This is a genomic window from Aeromicrobium marinum DSM 15272, assembly GCF_000160775.2.
GTDB classification, from domain to species: domain Bacteria; phylum Actinomycetota; class Actinomycetes; order Propionibacteriales; family Nocardioidaceae; genus Aeromicrobium; species Aeromicrobium marinum.
Map to the genome: position 1 here is coordinate 1,820,377 of NZ_CM001024.1, position 15,431 is coordinate 1,835,807.

Annotated in this window: 16 protein-coding genes; 2 read left to right on the forward strand and 14 right to left on the reverse strand. The window is 72.7% G+C overall.

Translation table 11 applies throughout. The annotated features are described in order from the left end of the window. Positions 1 to 93: 93 nt before the first annotated feature. The 11 genes from HMPREF0063_RS09250 to HMPREF0063_RS09300 form a co-directional block, all read right to left on the reverse strand. Entirely contained in the window at positions 94 to 1,446 is a 1,353-nt protein-coding gene (locus HMPREF0063_RS09250; RefSeq protein WP_007078399.1) for a DUF2079 domain-containing protein, read from the reverse strand. After that, the gene (locus tag HMPREF0063_RS09255) at positions 1,421 to 2,584 is read right to left on the reverse strand and encodes an ABC transporter ATP-binding protein (RefSeq protein ID WP_007078400.1); all 1,164 of its coding nucleotides are present in this window, start codon (positions 2,582 to 2,584) and stop codon (positions 1,421 to 1,423) included. Before HMPREF0063_RS09255 ends, HMPREF0063_RS09250 begins: the two co-directional genes overlap by 26 nt. Beyond that, entirely contained in the window at positions 2,584 to 3,558 is a 975-nt protein-coding gene (locus HMPREF0063_RS09260) for an ABC transporter permease subunit (RefSeq protein WP_007078401.1), read from the reverse strand. The genes HMPREF0063_RS09255 and HMPREF0063_RS09260 overlap by 1 nt, the downstream gene beginning before the upstream one ends. After that, on the reverse strand, positions 3,555 to 4,364 hold the full coding sequence (locus HMPREF0063_RS09265) for an ABC transporter permease subunit (RefSeq protein ID WP_040320218.1): 810 nt from the start codon (positions 4,362 to 4,364) through the stop codon (positions 3,555 to 3,557). The genes HMPREF0063_RS09260 and HMPREF0063_RS09265 overlap by 4 nt, the downstream gene beginning before the upstream one ends. Before the next feature lie 8 nt (positions 4,365 to 4,372). Beyond that, positions 4,373 to 5,602, reverse strand: coding sequence for an extracellular solute-binding protein (locus HMPREF0063_RS09270; protein ID WP_156794079.1), 1,230 nt, complete (start codon positions 5,600 to 5,602; stop codon positions 4,373 to 4,375). A gap of 61 nt (positions 5,603 to 5,663) precedes the next feature. Further along, positions 5,664 to 6,440 (reverse strand): hypothetical protein, encoded by a 777-nt coding sequence (locus tag HMPREF0063_RS09275; RefSeq protein WP_156794080.1) that lies wholly within the window; start codon positions 6,438 to 6,440, stop codon positions 5,664 to 5,666. Beyond that, positions 6,437 to 7,171, reverse strand: coding sequence for a hypothetical protein (locus HMPREF0063_RS09280; RefSeq protein ID WP_169309974.1), 735 nt, complete (start codon positions 7,169 to 7,171; stop codon positions 6,437 to 6,439). The genes HMPREF0063_RS09275 and HMPREF0063_RS09280 overlap by 4 nt, the downstream gene beginning before the upstream one ends. Beyond that, a complete protein-coding gene (locus tag HMPREF0063_RS09285; RefSeq protein WP_007078404.1) occupies positions 7,168 to 8,259 on the reverse strand; it encodes a putative T7SS-secreted protein in 1,092 nt (363 codons plus the stop codon). Before HMPREF0063_RS09285 ends, HMPREF0063_RS09280 begins: the two co-directional genes overlap by 4 nt. Next, positions 8,256 to 8,558 carry a hypothetical protein gene (locus tag HMPREF0063_RS09290; protein ID WP_007078405.1) on the reverse strand — a complete coding sequence of 101 codons (303 nt, stop codon included), beginning with the start codon at positions 8,556 to 8,558 and terminating at the stop codon, positions 8,256 to 8,258. The genes HMPREF0063_RS09285 and HMPREF0063_RS09290 overlap by 4 nt, the downstream gene beginning before the upstream one ends. 65 nt (positions 8,559 to 8,623) lie before the next feature. Beyond that, positions 8,624 to 9,931, reverse strand: a complete 1,308-nt coding sequence (phoH2, locus tag HMPREF0063_RS09295; RefSeq protein WP_007078406.1) for an RNA 5'-3' helicase PhoH2 — start codon at positions 9,929 to 9,931, stop codon at positions 8,624 to 8,626. Positions 9,932 to 10,205: 274 nt separating this feature from the next. Then, on the reverse strand, positions 10,206 to 10,967 hold the full coding sequence (locus HMPREF0063_RS09300; protein ID WP_007078407.1) for an isoprenyl transferase: 762 nt from the start codon (positions 10,965 to 10,967) through the stop codon (positions 10,206 to 10,208). Between the two features lie 17 nt (positions 10,968 to 10,984). Here HMPREF0063_RS09300 and trhA point away from each other — a divergent pair, with 17 nt between their 5' ends. Next, positions 10,985 to 11,716: a PAQR family membrane homeostasis protein TrhA gene (gene trhA, locus HMPREF0063_RS09305; protein ID WP_007078408.1), complete on the forward strand. Its 732-nt coding sequence runs from the start codon at positions 10,985 to 10,987 to the stop codon at positions 11,714 to 11,716. Positions 11,717 to 11,731: 15 nt separating this feature from the next. Here the strand turns inward: trhA and HMPREF0063_RS09310 are convergent, their stop codons facing one another. Continuing rightward, positions 11,732 to 13,714, reverse strand: coding sequence for a thioredoxin domain-containing protein (locus HMPREF0063_RS09310; protein WP_211208813.1), 1,983 nt, complete (start codon positions 13,712 to 13,714; stop codon positions 11,732 to 11,734). 109 nt (positions 13,715 to 13,823) lie between these two features. Between HMPREF0063_RS09310 and HMPREF0063_RS09315 the strand changes: the two genes are divergently transcribed. Then, complete coding sequence (locus tag HMPREF0063_RS09315) at positions 13,824 to 14,696, forward strand: alpha/beta fold hydrolase (protein WP_007078410.1); 873 nt, start codon at positions 13,824 to 13,826, stop codon at positions 14,694 to 14,696. 24 nt (positions 14,697 to 14,720) lie between these two features. Here the strand turns inward: HMPREF0063_RS09315 and HMPREF0063_RS09320 are convergent, their stop codons facing one another. Next, positions 14,721 to 14,951 (reverse strand): hypothetical protein, encoded by a 231-nt coding sequence (locus HMPREF0063_RS09320; RefSeq protein WP_007078411.1) that lies wholly within the window; start codon positions 14,949 to 14,951, stop codon positions 14,721 to 14,723. A gap of 9 nt (positions 14,952 to 14,960) precedes the next feature. Next, positions 14,961 to 15,431, reverse strand: coding sequence for an anthrone oxygenase family protein (locus HMPREF0063_RS09325; protein ID WP_007078412.1), 471 nt, complete (start codon positions 15,429 to 15,431; stop codon positions 14,961 to 14,963).

Consider the following 15,431-nt stretch of genomic DNA (forward strand, 5'->3'; position numbering starts at 1 on the left):
GCGGTGGATTCGCGACCTTTTGGAGCCTCATTCGGTCGCATCCGCACCGCCTGGGCAGTTCGGTCGCGAATCCACCGCCCTGAGGGGGGCGGGTCAGTCGGTGCGGGAGGCGAGCACGATGCCCTCACCCTCGACGACGGTGCGCCACCGGCCGCCGAAGCGGTCCTCGGCCCAGGCCACGGGATCGGCCGGCGAACCGATCCCGGCGGTGGTGTCCACCAGCACGTGGCGGGGTTCGGCGTCCCCCACGGTCCCCAGCCAGTAGGCCCGGTGGTCGGTCACCACGTGGGTCAGCAGGGCGATGTCGGCGACGACAGGAGCCCCGACGGGCACGGCCTCGATGGCCTCACGGGCGACCTCAGCCCGCGGGGGGTCGCGGTAGAGGTCGGCGTCCAGCACCCGCAGGACGGGTGAACCGGCCAGGGTCACCACCGTCACGACCGCGCCCACGGGCAGCAGCCGGCGCACGGACGGTCGCTGCACCGCTGCGTCGATCGCCGCGCAGAAGACGATCGGCATGAGCAGCACCGAGTAGTGCCACTCGGTGCCCCAGTAGAACGGGACGTCGCCCGCGAACCGCCAGGCGAACGTCGGGACGACCAGCCACGCCCACGGCGAGAACAGGGCGGCCAGACCGGTGATCGCGAAGGTGAGGAGCAGGGTCAGCAGCTTGGTGTCGGTGGCGGTCAGCACGGTGGCGACGATGCCGCGCTCGCCGCCGAGGGTGCTGGTGTACGCGTACGACCCCTCGGCGTTGAAGCCGGGCAGGACCACGGTGAGCACCAGCACGAAGGTCACGACCCCGGCCGCCACGAGGAGCAGCCCGCGACGTCGCTCCCCCGCCCACCACAGCACCGCCCCGATGACGGCGACGGTCAGTCCGAGGTCCTCCTTGACCAGCAGCAGCGGGAGCGACCACAGCACGACCCGGTCGGGTCGCCGGTCCACCCAGGCCGCCCCGGCCAGCGCGAGCAGGGGTGCCCCGAAGGCGACCTCGTGGAACTCCGCCACCACCGCCGACTGCAGACCGAAGGACAGTCCGTAGGCAGCCGTGGTGCCCACCGCGACCACCGGGCCCAGGTGACGCAGCGCCAGCCGGCCGATCACCAGCGTCGAGACGGTGAGCAGCAGCACCTGGGCGAGCAGGAGCGTCTGGGCCGCCGGGACCAGCCGGTACACCGGTGCGAGCACGGCGTAGATCGGCGAGAAATGGTCGCCCAGCACGTGGAACCCCGGACCCTTGACGTCGACGATCGGCGCGCCCCAGCCGGCGTAGCCCCGCAACGCCTGCTCGAAGATCGCGTTGTCCCACGACCGCAGCTCGAAGCGCTCGAACTGGCGCACCGCGAGCACCGCATGGGCCGCCCCGGTCAGCAGCGCGACCGAGGTGACGAGGAGCGCTCCGCGGCGCCCGACGGCCTCAGTCGACGACGGCGAGATTGGCACCGGTCTGGGCGTCGAACAGGCTCACGTGCTCGGGAGGCACCACCACGTGCATGGACATGCCGGCCTCCAGCTCGCCCCCGGCGTCGATCCGGACGACCAGGAAGTGCTGGAACAGGTCGAAGCCGTAGAACTCCTCGATGGCCTCCAGCGCCTCGTCCACCTCCGGCTCGACCTCGAACCCGAGGAACGCCAGCTGGGTGTCCCCGCGCCACTCGACCTCGTCCACCCGGGTCGTGCCGTCGAACCCTCCGCTGACGTCGACACCGCCGCGCGTCGCGTCCAGGCAGTGCTCGGGCCGGACTCCCACGATCACGGTTCGACGGTCGCCGACGCCGTCGATCTGCGCCTGCGACAGCGCGACGGTCCCGACGGGCGTCTCGACGCGGCCCTCGTGCACCAGACCCGGCAGCAGGTTCATCGGCGGCATCCCGAGGTAGGAGGCGACGAAGAGGTCGGAGGGGCGCGCGTAGACCTCCCGCGCGGTACCGACCTGGTGGACCCGACCGCGGTGCAGCACCGCGATCAGGTCAGCCATCGCCAGGGCCTCGCTGACCGAGGCCGTGGCGACCAGCGAGGTGCGGCCCCGCTCGACCTGCCACTGCTGCACGACGGATCGCACGTGGGGCCGGACCCGCTCGGCCTGAGCGGCGAACGGCTCCTCGAACAGGTAGAGCCGGGCCTCCCGCACCAGGGCCCGACCGAGGGCCACCCGTTGCTGCTGCTCGTCGGTGAGGTCGGCCGGTCGCAGGTCGAGCAGCTCGGACAGCGCGAGCTGCTCCACCACCTGCTCGACCTGCTCGGCCAGGGCTTCGGTGTCGGTGCCCTTGCGCACCGTGGCGCTGGCCGTGAGGTTGTCGAGCACGTCGCGGTGCGGGTACAGGGCATGGTCGGCGAACACCACCGAGACGTCCCGCCCCCGCGGGTCCTCGGCCGACACGTCGTCGTCGCCGAAGGAGATCTCCCCGGTGGCGGTGCGTTCCAGGCCGGCCACGGCACGCAGCAACGCCGCTCGCGTCGCGGCCGAGGGGCTGACCACCGCCAGTGTCGTGCCCTCCTCGACATCGAGGTCGACGTCGGCGAGCAGCTGGTCGTCACCGGAACCCGGGACGCAGACGTGGCGCAGGTGCACAGAAGTCATCAGGACGATCTTCCCAGAAGTCGGGTGAGGGGACGGGAGAGCACGACGAGCGCCAGGGCCGTCGGGACGAGCCACACCAGGCCGGCGGCCGCGGCCAGTGACACCGACTCCGGGGCGACGGGCAGGGACAGCAGGGCGCTGGGCAGGGTGGCCGATCCGGGAGAGGCGGTGAGTGCAGCGCCGAGGACCAGGTCCTGCGCGGCGACGACGAACACCGTGAGGGCCACGACCAGCACGCTCGGCCCGGCGGACGGCAGCCACACCCGCAGGAGGACCGTCCGGCGCCGGGCGCCGTCGGCCCGTGCTGCCTCGACCAGGTTCCACGGGGACGAGCGCAGGAGACGGACGAACATCCACGTGGCGAGCGGGACGGTGATGACGCTCTGCGCGACGCCCACGACCCAGACCCGGTCGACCAGCTCGGCCCGGACGGCGAGGTCCTCCGCGGCGACCGCCAGGACCACCAGGGGCGCCATCAGGAGGCCGGCCACCGCGACCCTGGACCACCGGGCCGCTCGCGACCCGGAGCGGAAGAGCCCGACGGCCGCGGCCAGCCCCACGGGGATCGCCACCGCGGTGGCCAGGGCCGCCGCGAGCACCGAGGTGAGAGCCGCCCCGCGCAGGTCGGCCGACTGCCGCAGGTCCGAGAAGGCCGAGAGGTCCCAGCCTTCGGGCACCAAGGCCGTCGGGACGGCATCCCCGGGGGTCACGGCGAGGGTCACGACCCAGAGCAGCGGAACCAGGGTGAGCAGGGTGAAGAACTCCAGCCCGATGACGGCCCACACCGAGACCGGCCGCGGACTGTCGGAGATCACGACGGCCCAGGCACTGGTGGCGATGAGCACCGCGGCGAAGCCGACCCACAACCACTGGTCCGGCGGGGGGACACGGAAGATGGCGTAGTTCGCCAGGCCGAAGCCGGCGAGGAACGCCACGCCCGCGGCGAGGAGCCGGGAGCGCACGGTGGGCGTCATCGTCTGGCCACCCCCCGCAGCGCGAACGCAGCCGCGGTCGCGAGGACCAGGCTCAGCACCAGCAGCACGATCGCCGCGGCCGCGGCCAGCGCGGTGTCGTACGACCCGAACGCGGTGTCCCACACGACGAGTGGGGCGGTGCGCGTGACGTCGCCGGTGCGGTCGGCCAGGATCGGGCCGTCCACGAGGCGCCACGAGTCGAGCACCCGGTACACCGCAGCGAGGGCCAGGGCCGGGGCGGCGATCGGGAGCACCACCCGACGCCAGCGCTGCCACGGCGTCATGCCGTCGACGACCGCCTGGTCCATGACGCGTCGGGGCACGCGGGCCAGGCCCAGGTAGACGATCACGGTGACGACACCGAGCGTCCGCCACGCCTCACCCGCGGCAACGGCCGCGAGCCGGGTGGTCGGGCCGGGGTCGTCGAGCTCGAACCACGTCGCCACGAATCCGCCGTCGACCGCCGCCCCCGAGGCGAAGGCCGTGACGACGCCGAAGAACCCCAGCGGCAGCAGGAGCAGGATCCGCGCGACGGGCCAGACCGACTCCACGTGCCGCAGGGCACCCGCGAACGCGAGCGCGAGCGTGAGCTGGACGAGCGCCACGGCGACGGCCACGGCAGCGCCGACGCCCACGGCGGTCCACCACACCCCGGACCCGAGGACCGTCACGAACTCGTCGACACCGGCGGATCCGCCCGGTCCGGCAGCCGACCACACCAGGCGGACCACCGGAAGGCCGACGAGCACGACGACGAGCAGGGCAGCGGGCACGACCAGCAGGCCGGGTCCCCGGAGGCTGCGCAAGCGGGCCCTCATCGCAGGTCCCCGGCGAGGGCCGAACGGATCTCGGCGGCCGTGCGCGCCGGTGTGGCGCCGACGACGGCCGTGACGGGCGACCACCGGTCGTCCACGGACCGACGGAAGGCGTCGAACTGCGCCACGGCCGGTTCGGGCACCCCGCCGGCGAGCGCGTCGCCGACCACGTCGGCGCGGGGGTCGGGGAGGTCGACAGGGTCGGCGTCCGGCGCGAGCACCACCTCGTCGCCGGTGCGCTGGGCGGGGGTGTGCCCCGTCAGGTCGGCGAGCCGCTCGGCGGACTCCGCGCTGGTCAGGCAGGTGATCGCCTCGAAGGCGGCGGCCGGATCGGTGGCGCCCCGTGGGACGGCCAGCCCCACACCCGTGAGGGGAGCAGCGGCGGTGCTCGGGTCGATCACGGGGTAGCCGGTGCTCGACAGCTCGGCCGAGACGATCGCGAGCTCGGGGTCGGCCTCGACCGACGCCGGTGCCACGAGGAACGCGCCCGTCGGACCGGCGAACGCCGCGAGCGAGTCGGGTGAGGGTCCAGGTCCGATCCGGGCATCGGCGTAGAGGCGCACGACCGCCGCGGCCTGCTCACCGGCAGCGGAGTCGAGGTCGGTCACGACGTCCCCGCCCGCCGACGCCACCAGTCCCGTCAGCCAGGCCGACGTGCCCAGACCGTCCGCGTCGGCGATCTGCAGCGTGCCGCCCAGCCGGGCGGTGGCAGTGATCAGCTCGTCCCACGTGATGGGCGCGGTGACGTCGAGGCCGGCCCGCTCGGCGAGCGAACCGCGGTACCAGAGCAGGTACGGCTCGTACCACCACGGGGCGGTGGCGACGGTGTCGCCGACCGTCGACGCGGCCAGTGCCTCCGGCCGGGTGGACCCGTCGAGGCTGGACAGCACCTCCTCGGGCAGCGGGGCGAGCAGGTCGGCCTCCGCCAGCTCGGTCGTCAGGGAGGTGTCGACCCCGACCAGGTCGATCGAGCCGTCGCGGGCCCGCAGCCGGTCGAGGATCTCGATGCGTCGCAGCCCGACGTCGTCGGGCAAGGTCTCGATCTCGATGCGGTACGACCCGCCGGCCGCCTCGGTGCAGGCGTCGGCCAGGGGTGTGAGGTCTGCGCGGTCGGGCGGAGTCGCCCACTGCACCACTGGCACCCGAGGAGCGGGGTCGTCGGCGCAGGCGGCGACCGACACCAGTGCCAGCGCGCACGACAACCTCGCGACCGCTCCCCTCGCTCTCACGGGGACACTGTGCCACACCGGCCGGGCAGGTTCAGGGTGCACGACGGACCCCCCGGGCCGGTCAGGGCGACTCTCGACCGCCCTGCTGCGGTCGTCGCCGGCCGCGCTCGTCGTGGATCTCTCGATCCATGCGTCGCATGCGGCGCCAACGGCGGAAGACCGCCGAACTGAATCGCTGCATGCCCCCGAACACGACGGCCGCGAAGACGAGCAGGGTGAGGCCCGGCAGCAGGGCGCCGACGGCCTCGGAGGGGACCGGCGGTCCGGCGGCCAGGGCCCGGACGAATCCTCCGACGATCGCGATGCCGGGCAGGGCCATCAGGACCGCGAGGGCGATCCGCGGCATCTGCGAGAACTGGAACGTGCGGGCGCGGAAGCGGACCCAGTTGCGCCGGCGGATCGACCGCCGTTCGTCGTCGTCGGCGGCGTCCTGGATCTCCCGGTCCTCGACGGGGACGAAGCTGCCGTCCACGGGGACGAGGTCGATGACCTCCTCCCAGGCGACCAGCGCATCGACCACCCGACGCCCCTCCCGCCACACCCGGAGGCCGAGCCACAGGCCGGCCGCGATGGCGGCCGCGCACACCAGCAGGATCACGCCGACGAGGGCCGCTTCGCCGGAGTCGTCGAAGTTCGCCACCGAGATGGTGGCGCCGCCGAGCACCTGCCCCAGCATCAGCAGCGCCAGTGCGGCAGCTCCGCGGGCGGGCCGCCGCCGGTCCAGCCACGCCTCGCGCTCGAGGGCCGCGAGGGCGACCTTCCGCTCGCGCACCATGACCCCGCGCGAGCTCCACTCGCGCGGCGGAGGCGCGAGGTCGGGCCGCGGTGCCCCGGTCATCGAGCGATCCCGAAGGCGTCGAGGATCGAGATCTCGACCGGACGGGCCTCGACCTGCGGGTCGTCGGGCATCAGGTGGGCGGTGTGCGCGATGCCGCTGGCGAACACCGCCATCGCGCCGCGCTCCTCGACCGTGGGCGCGGCGCCCACCACGAGGGCAGCGACCTCGGGCAGCTCGGGGACGGGGACCGCGGCGAGCACCAGGCCGGCGGAGGTGGGGAGGTCCACCCCCTCGAGGCCCGCGGGCGGGGTCAGGGCGGTCGTGTCGGCGACGGCGTACAGGCTCGACCCGACCCGACCGCCGAGCAGCTCGAAGTCTTCCTGGACGACGTCGGACAGCAGCGAGGCGACCGGCGACCCGCCGCCACCGAGCACTCCTCCGAGGACCCGCTCGACGAGCCCGACGGGGTTCAGTCCCACGTCGCTCTCGACGTGCAGCAACCAGACGCCGTAGAGCCACGTCGTGGCCCGCCCCTCCCACGCCGTCATGAGGACGCCGCCGATCTGGAGTCCCGACGACGACAGGAGACGTCGCGCCGAGACCAGCTGGGTCCGTGTGGCGCCCAGGTCGGCGTCGGAGAGCTGGTCGGCGTGCGGCTGCAGCATCTCGTCGAACAACGCGAGCATGTCGTCGTCGGTCTCGTGGTGCACCAGCTCGATGTAGCCGGGTGGCACCTGGGCGCGGAACTCCCAGGGTTCGGACGGGGTCCCGACGGGTACGCCCGCCGTCATCGGCGCGATCCCGGCGGCCACGTCGGCAAGACGGGTCGCAGGTTCGGCGGAGCACTGGTGTAGGCCTCGGAGACCTTGCTGATGGACTGGACCAGCCCTGCCATGTTGTGGATGTTGGGGCTGAAGCGGATGACGGCGGTGGCCGTGCCCGGGATGACCCGGCCGGTGTTGCTCACCAGGCCGGGTGAGTTGACGACGATCCGGAACGCATTGCCCTGCGCCGCCATGGCCCGGGACGCGATCTGACCGAGACCGGCGCCCAGCGCGAGCAGGCCGACGCCCAGCAGGACGTCTCCCCAGCTCCCCTCGCCGGCAATGGCCTGGATGACGTCGACGGCGATCATCGTGAGCGCCAGCCCCAGGACCAGCATGTTGAGGCCGGGCACGAACATGGCGACGATCGCCAACGCGAACACGAGGTACGGCAGGACGGTCTCGATGAAGTCGATCAACCACTCGAACTCGTCGAGCACCCAGGTCGCCATGTCCTTCAGCGCGTCCCCGATGCGCTCGAACAGGCCCGGCTCGTCCGGGGCGGAGCCGGCCGAGGTGGACAGCCGGTCGGCGGTCCCGCCGGCCGCCTCCTCGACCTCGTCCGCCAGGGAGCGGGCGTCGATCAGGACGCCCTCGAGCTCGGTGTTGGCGCCGCTGAGCCGGGTCCGCAGCGGCGTCATCGGGTCGTCGGCCGGGGGCCCGCCGGGCGGCGCCGGGTCGGGGGACGGTGCATGGTCGACCGCGGCCTGGGCGGAGGAGACGGCTGCGCGGGCCTCCCGGGCACGTGCCTCCAGCACGTCGGCCCGTCGCTGGAAGTCCTCGAGGCGGCTCGCCCAGTCGAGCATCGCCCTCGACGCCCCGTCGAAGCTGGTCAGCGCCTGGGTGACCCGCGGGGCGAGCTCCTCGCCGACCATCTCCCGGAAGGCCTCGGCCGCCTTCCCGACCCACTCGCCGTCGCGGTCCGACCGCAGGACGCGGTCGACCTCCTCGAGGGCACGGACGGTGTCCCGCAGGTCACGGGTCGCGGAGTCGACGAGACGCAGGTCACCGGGCGCCGGGTCGAACCCGAGACCCTCGAACGCGGGCCGGCTCATCGGGACTGCTCCCCGGCCTCGTCGAGGACGGCCTTCAGCTCGTCCTCGGCCTCGGAGAAGGCCTCGAGGATCTGCCCGAGGCCGTCCGAGGCCGCGCCGGAGAACTCGCCCAGCTTGCCGATGCCCCACTCCCACTCGTCGCCGAACTCTCCGAGCTTGTCCCGCAGCCGGGCCTGAGCGACGGCGTCGCGCGGCAGGTCGCGCATCGCTCGGCACGGACCGTCGAGCAGGTCCGTGACCGACGTCAGCCGTGACTTCGTCCGGCCGATCACGTCGGCGTCGATGAACAGGTCGGCCATGGTGGTTCCCCCCGGAGCACTCAAGTACGCCAGAACACTAACAACGGTCGGCCCGGGAGCGGTGCTCAGAGGGTGACGTCCTCCAGCATCTCGGTGACCAGGGCGGCGACCGGGGACCGCTCGGAGCGCGTCAGGGTGACGTGCGCGAACAGCGGATGTCCCTTGAGCTTCTCGACCACCGCGACGACGCCGTCGTGGCGCCCGACCCGCAGGTTGTCCCGCTGGGCGACGTCGTGGGTCAGCACCACCTTGGAGTTGGCCCCGATCCGCGACAGCACCGTGAGCAGCACGTTGCGCTCCAGCGACTGGGCCTCGTCGACGATGACGAACGAGTCGTGCAGCGACCGGCCGCGGATGTGGGTGAGCGGGAGGACCTCGAGCATCCCGCGGTCGAGGATCTCGTCGATGACCGCCGGAGAGGTGACGGCGCCGAGGGTGTCGTAGACCGCCTGGCCCCACGGGCCCATCTTCTCGGACTCGCTGCCGGGCAGGTAGCCGAGCTCCTGGCCGCCGACGGCGTACAGCGGGCGGAAGATGACGACCTTCTTGTGCAGGCCGCGCTCCATCGTCGCCTCGAGGCCGGCGCAGAGGGCCATCGCCGACTTGCCGGTCCCCGCGCGACCGCCGAGCGACACGATGCCGACCTCGGGGTCCAGCAGCAGGTCCAGGGCGATGCGCTGCTCGGCCGACCGGCCGTGGATGCCGAACGCGTCGCGGTCGCCGCGCACGAGCTGCACCTGCTTGTCGGGGGTGACCCGGGCGAGTCCGCTGCCCTTGTCGGACACCAGCACCAGGCCGGTGTGGCACGGCAGCTCACGGGCCTCCGCCAGGTCGAGCACCCCGTGCTCGTAGAGGTCGTCGAGGTCCATGCTGTCGACCTCCAGCTCCCGCATGCCGGTCCACCCGGACTCCAGCGCGAGCTCGGCCCGGTACTCCTCCGCGGTCAGGCCGACCGCCGAGGCCTTCACCCGCATCGGCAGGTCCTTGGACACGAGGGTCACGTGATGCCCCTCGTCGGACAGGTTCTTCGCGACCGACAGGATGCGGGTGTCGTTGTCGCCCAGACGGAACCCGGCGGGCAGCGAGGACGAGTCGATGTGGTTGAGCTCGACGCGCAGGCTGCCGCCCTCGTCGCCGATCGGCAGCGGAGCGTCCAGGGTGCCGTGCAGGACCCGCAGGTCGTCCAGGTAGCGCAGGGCGGACCGGGCGAAGTACCCCAGCTCGGGGTGATGCCGTTTGGCCTCCAGCTCGGTGATGACGACGACCGGCACGACGACCTCGTGCTCGTGGAACCGGTAGATGGCGGCCGGGTCGGCCAGCAGGACGCTGGTGTCCAGGACGTACGTGCGCGGTGTACTCGTCAGATCAGCCACGGCTGTCTCCTACCGAGCCTGCGCGCACCCTGCGCCGGCCCTCGTCGTCAGGTGCGAGTGGGGCGGTCGGGCTCAGGGGCGAGCATCAACACGTCTCGAACGTAAGCCTGCCGGCGCTCCGTCGACGGGCGACACGCCCGACCTCGCGGTAACGACGATGTGAACAGATCGCCCACCGACCGCGACGCGCATCTCCCCGCGATGTGTGACGTTGTTGTTCGTTCGCGTGGAGGAATCGACCACGAACGTCACGCATCGTGGGGTGCTCGCTCGGTCAGGTGCCGAAGCGACGCTGGCGGGCGGCGTAGGACCGCATGGCCCGCAGCAGGTCCACCCGGCGGAAGGCCGGCCACAGGGCGTCGCAGAAGTAGAACTCCGAGTGCACGCTCTGCCAGAGCAGGAACCCCGACAGCCGCTGCTCGCCGGACGTGCGGATGACGAGGTCGGGGTCGGGCTGTCCCTTGGTGTAGAGGTGCTCGGCGATGTCGTCGACCACGAGCGTCTCCGCGACCTCGGTGAGGTCCCGCCCCTTCGCGGCCTGCTCCAGCAGCAACGACCGAATCGCGTCGGTGAGCTCCTGCCGTCCGCCGTACCCGACGCACACGTTCACGCGCAGGCCCTCGTGCCCGGCGGTGGAGTCCGCCGCCCGTTGCAGCCGCGTGGCGGACTCGGGCGGGAGGAGGTCGAGGCTGCCCATGATGGCGACCCGCCAGCGGCCGTCGGCCGACAGCCGGTCGACCAGGTCCTCCACCGCGCCCAGGATGCTGCGGACCTCCTCGGGCGAGCGCTGCAGGTTGTCGGTCGACAACACCCAGAACGTGACGATCTGCACCCCGAGGTCGTCGCACCAGCCGAGGAACTCGTCGACCTTCGCCGCGCCGGCCCGGTACCCCCGCTCGAGGTCGAGGTCGGCGCCCTTGGCCCACCGCCGGTTCCCGTCGACGATCGCCCCCACGTGGTGCGGCAGGCGCCGCGGGTCGAGCCGTCGCGTGAGCCGCCTCTCGTACGCTCCGTACGCGACCTGGCTGAGTCCCATGCGGCTAGGGTAAACGCATGATCCCGTCCGGCGGCCCGACCCTCGACCCCGACCACGCGGAGCCGGACCACACCGGCTCGGACGTCGTGTCGCGGCTGGGGGTCAACCTGGAGGAGATCAAGCCGAAGCTGCGCGGCTGGTTGCACGCGGCGGTCGCGCCCCTCGCCTTCTTCTCGTTCCTCGTCATGATGGTCATCGCCGACGACGTGGTCGTCAGGGCCGGGGCCGCCGTGTTCATGGTCTCGGCACTGGCGCTGTTCACCTGCAGCGCGCTGTACCACACGCGGACGTGGTCCGACGAGGCCCGCGTGATCTGGAAGCGCATCGACCACGCCAACATCTTCCTGCTGATCGCCGGGTCCTACACCCCCTTCTCGCTGCTCCTGCTGGAGTCCAGGGAGGCGTTCATCATGCTGAGCCTGGTGTGGGGCGGGGCGCTCGTCGGGGTGGCGTTCCGCATCTTCTGGGTGGGGGCGCCCCGGTGGCTGTACGTCCCGCTGTACGTCCTGCTCGGGTGGGCCGCCGTCCTGTACTGGGACCAGTTCCGCGAGGAGGCGCCCACCGCCGTCCTGGTGCTGCTGGTCACCGGCGGCGGCCTGTACACCGTCGGTGCCCTGGTCTACGGGTTCAAGCGGCCGAACCCCTGGCCCAAGTGGTTCGGGTTCCACGAGATCTTCCACACCCTGACCATCGCCGCGTTCGTGGTGCACTACATCGGCATCAGCCTGCTGGCCTACGACCGGGCCTGAACGACGTCCGTCCGGTCAGGAGCCCGTGGTGAGGGCGTCGGGCTCGGTGACCGGCAGCGAGCAGACGAAGTCGCGACACACGTAGGCGGTGGGGGTGCCGCCGGCCGCCGGACGTCCGGCGAACAGGGGCAGCTCGAGCCCCGCGTCGGCCGCCACCACGACGGCGCCCGGCGACGTGAGGCGACGGGCCGCCCGGTGGAGCTCGTCCCGGGCCCCCGCCGGGCCCACCACCGCGACCTCGAGGGGTCCTGCCACGGCGGCCTCGGCGACGGCCAGGGTCTGCCCGGCGAACCGCGGCGCGTGCCGCGCGACCTCCGCCGCGGCGGTCAGGGCGGACTCCGCTCCCTCGCGCCAACGCTGCTCACCCGTCACGGCGGCGGCCGTCAGCAGGGCCGCCGCGGCCGCGCTCGTACCGGAGGGATAGGCGTTGTCCGAGGTGTCGCGGGGCCGGACGACGAGGTCGTCCTCGGCCGTGTCGAAGAACCCGCCGGACGGATCGGCGAAGTCGGTCAGGACCCGGTCGAGCAACGGCTCGGCCCGCTGCCACCACCGGAGGTCACCCGTGACCCCGAGCAGGACCAGGTAGGCCTCGGCGACGGCGCCGTGGTCCTCCAGCACCCCCGCGTGGGGACCGGCGACGCCGTCCCGCGAGGTGCGCAAGAGGTATCCGCCGGCGGTGTGCACCGTGGCGAGCAGCTCAGCGGCGACGACCGCTGCGTCGACGTACTCCGGCACGTCGAGCAGCACCCCTGCCTCGGCGAGGGCCGACACCGCCAGGCCGTTCCACGCCGCCACGACCTTGTCGTCGCGGTCGGGGCGGGTCCGGGTCGACCGGGCGGCGAGCAGCCGCGCCCGGACCCGGTCCCACCGCTCGGGATCGTCGGGGTCGGTCGGCAGCTGCAGGGTGGAGAATCCCCGCTCGAAGGTGCCCGTCGCGCTCACCTGCAGGAGCTCGGTGGCCCAGGCGCCGTCCGCGGCACCCAGCGTCTTCAGGAGCTGGTCGGGGTTCCACACGTAGAACGTGCCCTCATGGCCGTCGGAGTCGGCGTCGAGGGCCGAGGCGAACCCGCCCTCGGCCGTCCGCAGCTCGGTCAGCAGGAAGTCGGCGGTCTCGCGCACGACGCGCTCCGCCAGCGGCGACCCGGTGGCCCGCCACAGGTGCAGGTACACCCGGACCAGCTGGGCGTTGTCGTAGAGCATCTTCTCGAAGTGCGGCACCCGCCAGAACCGGTCGACGGAGTAGCGGGCGAACCCACCCGCGAGCTGGTCGTACAGACCACCGCGAGCCATCGCCTCGGCGGTCCGCTCGACCATCGCGATCGAGGACGCGGACCCCGTGCGGTCGGCGTGACGCAGCAGGAACTCCAGCACCATCGACGGCGGGAACTTGGGACTGGCCCCGAAACCGGCGGCGTCGTCGTCGAACTGCCCGGCGAGCGCCGTGGCCGCAGCATCCAGGTCGGCGGTGCCGAGCCGGTCGCCGGCCGGCTCGGTGGTCTCGCGCAGGTGGGCGACCACGTCGCGGCCGACCGTGAGCACCTCGTCCCGACGCTCGGCCCATGCCTCGCTCAAGGCCTGCAGGACCTGGGTGAACGCGGGGTGCCCGCCCCTCGGCTCGGGCGGGAAGTAGGTGCCGGCGAAGAACGGCTCACCGTCGGGCGTCAGGACGCACGTCATGGGCCAGCCGCCGTGGCCCGACATCGCCTGGGTGGCCCGCATGTACACGGCGTCGACGTCGGGGCGCTCCTCCCGGTCGACCTTGACGTTGACGAAGTGGTCGTTCATGTAGGCGGCCGTCGTGGCGTCCTCGAACGACTCGTGCGCCATGACATGGCACCAGTGACAGGCGGCGTACCCGACGCTGAGGAGCACGGGCACGTCGCGTCGCCGGGCCTCGGCCAGGGCCTCGTCGCACCACTCCCACCAGTCGACGGGGTTGTCGGCGTGCTGCAGCAGGTACGGGCTCGTGGCGGCGGCAAGACGGTTCACGCCTTCCATCATCACGCAGACCCCGTGACCGGCTCTCCCGGCGGCCCCGGTCGTCCACCGGTACAGTCCTGACCTCGACCGGCCCACGAGGGTGGAGCCACCGTCAGCAGGAGCGAGCATGGACAGTCGCGAGGTCATCACCCGGCACGAGGCGTCCGGTCGGCATTTCACGGCCGGCGGTGTCGGCAGCTTCGTCATCGACGAGGGGTCCGGAGAACCGGTCGTGTGCATCCACGGGGTGCCCACGTCGTCGTTCCTCTACCGCAAGGTGCTTCCCGAGCTCGCCTCACGAGGACTGCGGGGCATCGCCTTCGACCTGCCCGGGCTCGGCCTCGCGGAGCGGCCGGTGGACTTCGACTACTCGTGGACCGGGCTCGGCCGGTTCGCCCTCGCCGCCGTCGACGCTCTCGGGCTCGACCGGTTCCACCTGGTGGTCCACGACATCGGCGGGCCGGTCGGGTTCGAGCTCGCCTCCGCGGTCCCGCAGCGCATCGCCTCCCTCACCGTCCTGAACACGCTGGTCGAGGTCGACACCTTCCGGCGCCCGTGGAGCATGCAGCCCTTCGCTGTGCGAGGCGTCGGGAAGGCCTACCTCCGAAGCCTGAACAAACCCCTCTTCCGGATGTTGATGCGTCTGCAAGGCGTCGCCGACATGTCCGCGGTGCCCCGGCAGGAGCTGGACGCCTACGTCGACCTGCTCAAGCGCGGGGACGGTGGTGCAGCGTTCCTGTCGATCATGCGCGGCTTCGAGCTCACCCGGGCGAAGCGCGACCAGTACGTCGGTGTCCTCGGCAGCGGCCTGTTCCCGGTCCAGGTGCTGTGGGGCGAGCAGGACCCGGCGCTGCCCATCGCGAAGCACGGCGCGTCGCTACGCCGTGCCGCCGGCACCGACGAGATCATCGCCCTGCCCGGCAAACACTTCCTGCAGGAGGACCAGGCGCCGGCCATCGCCAAGCACGTCGCGCGGTTCGTCGGACCCCGGCCGGGGTGACCCCAGCGGCGCCGTCGGCGTGCGTCAGTCGCGGGGCTTGTCGATCGGGGCACCGAACACGTCGGTGGTCCGCTCCTCCTCGGGCCACGTGAGCTCGGTGCGACGGGCCTGCTTGACGAACGACCGACACAGGAGGATCACCGCCACGACCATCAGGCCGAAGATGATCAGCGCGGTCCAGCCCGGCTTGACGATGTTGGGGTCGAGGCCGCGCTCGGTGGTGGTCTCCAGGGCGAAGGCGGCGAACTCGTACATGCCCCCAGCCTAACCGGCCGTGGCGAGGCCCACGAGCCCGGCGACCGCTGCCAGCACCGCCGTGGCCGTGCGCACGTGGTGTGCGGCCACCCACCGGGGCTCGAACGCCGACCGCACCCGGCTCAGCTCGGCGGCGTCGTGGACCGCACCGGCAGCCGCCAGCCGGTCGTTGAGCGGCACGTTGACCCCGGCCGTGATGCCGACCGTGACCAGGTGCAGCACCAGGGCTGCCACCACCCACCGGTCGCCGCCGGTGGCGACGCTCGCGACGCCCAACGCCGGGACGGGATCCGCGAACACCAGCAGGAAGACCGGGTTGACGATCGCCACGTTCACCCGCCGCATCGCCTCGACGAAGGTCCGGTCGGCCGCGCCCCGCAGCGCCGGCATCACCGCGACCTGGAACCCGAGGAACACCCCGGCGTTCAGGGCCGCCCCGGCGGTGCCGGCCACCAGGGCGATCTCGGCGGTCGAGGTCAC

What these genes read in the sequence shown, in the direction of transcription:
- HMPREF0063_RS09255 (WP_007078400.1), bottom strand. Translation starts at nt 2,584, where the DNA reads ATGACTTCTGTGCACCTGCGCCACGTCTGCGTCCCGGGTTCCGGTGAC.
- HMPREF0063_RS09260 (WP_007078401.1), bottom strand. Translation starts at nt 3,558, where the DNA reads ATGACGCCCACCGTGCGCTCCCGGCTCCTCGCCGCGGGCGTGGCGTTC.
- HMPREF0063_RS09275 (WP_156794080.1), bottom strand. Translation starts at nt 6,440, where the DNA reads ATGACCGGGGCACCGCGGCCCGACCTCGCGCCTCCGCCGCGCGAGTGG.
- HMPREF0063_RS09280 (WP_169309974.1), bottom strand. Translation starts at nt 7,171, where the DNA reads ATGACGGCGGGCGTACCCGTCGGGACCCCGTCCGAACCCTGGGAGTTC.
- HMPREF0063_RS09285 (WP_007078404.1), bottom strand. Translation starts at nt 8,259, where the DNA reads ATGAGCCGGCCCGCGTTCGAGGGTCTCGGGTTCGACCCGGCGCCCGGT.
- HMPREF0063_RS09290 (WP_007078405.1), bottom strand. Translation starts at nt 8,558, where the DNA reads ATGGCCGACCTGTTCATCGACGCCGACGTGATCGGCCGGACGAAGTCA.
- HMPREF0063_RS09300 (WP_007078407.1), bottom strand. Translation starts at nt 10,967, where the DNA reads ATGGGACTCAGCCAGGTCGCGTACGGAGCGTACGAGAGGCGGCTCACG.
- trhA (WP_007078408.1), top strand. Translation starts at nt 10,985, where the DNA reads ATGATCCCGTCCGGCGGCCCGACCCTCGACCCCGACCACGCGGAGCCG.
- HMPREF0063_RS09310 (WP_211208813.1), bottom strand. Translation starts at nt 13,714, where the DNA reads ATGGAAGGCGTGAACCGTCTTGCCGCCGCCACGAGCCCGTACCTGCTG.
- HMPREF0063_RS09315 (WP_007078410.1), top strand. Translation starts at nt 13,824, where the DNA reads ATGGACAGTCGCGAGGTCATCACCCGGCACGAGGCGTCCGGTCGGCAT.
- HMPREF0063_RS09320 (WP_007078411.1), bottom strand. Translation starts at nt 14,951, where the DNA reads ATGTACGAGTTCGCCGCCTTCGCCCTGGAGACCACCACCGAGCGCGGC.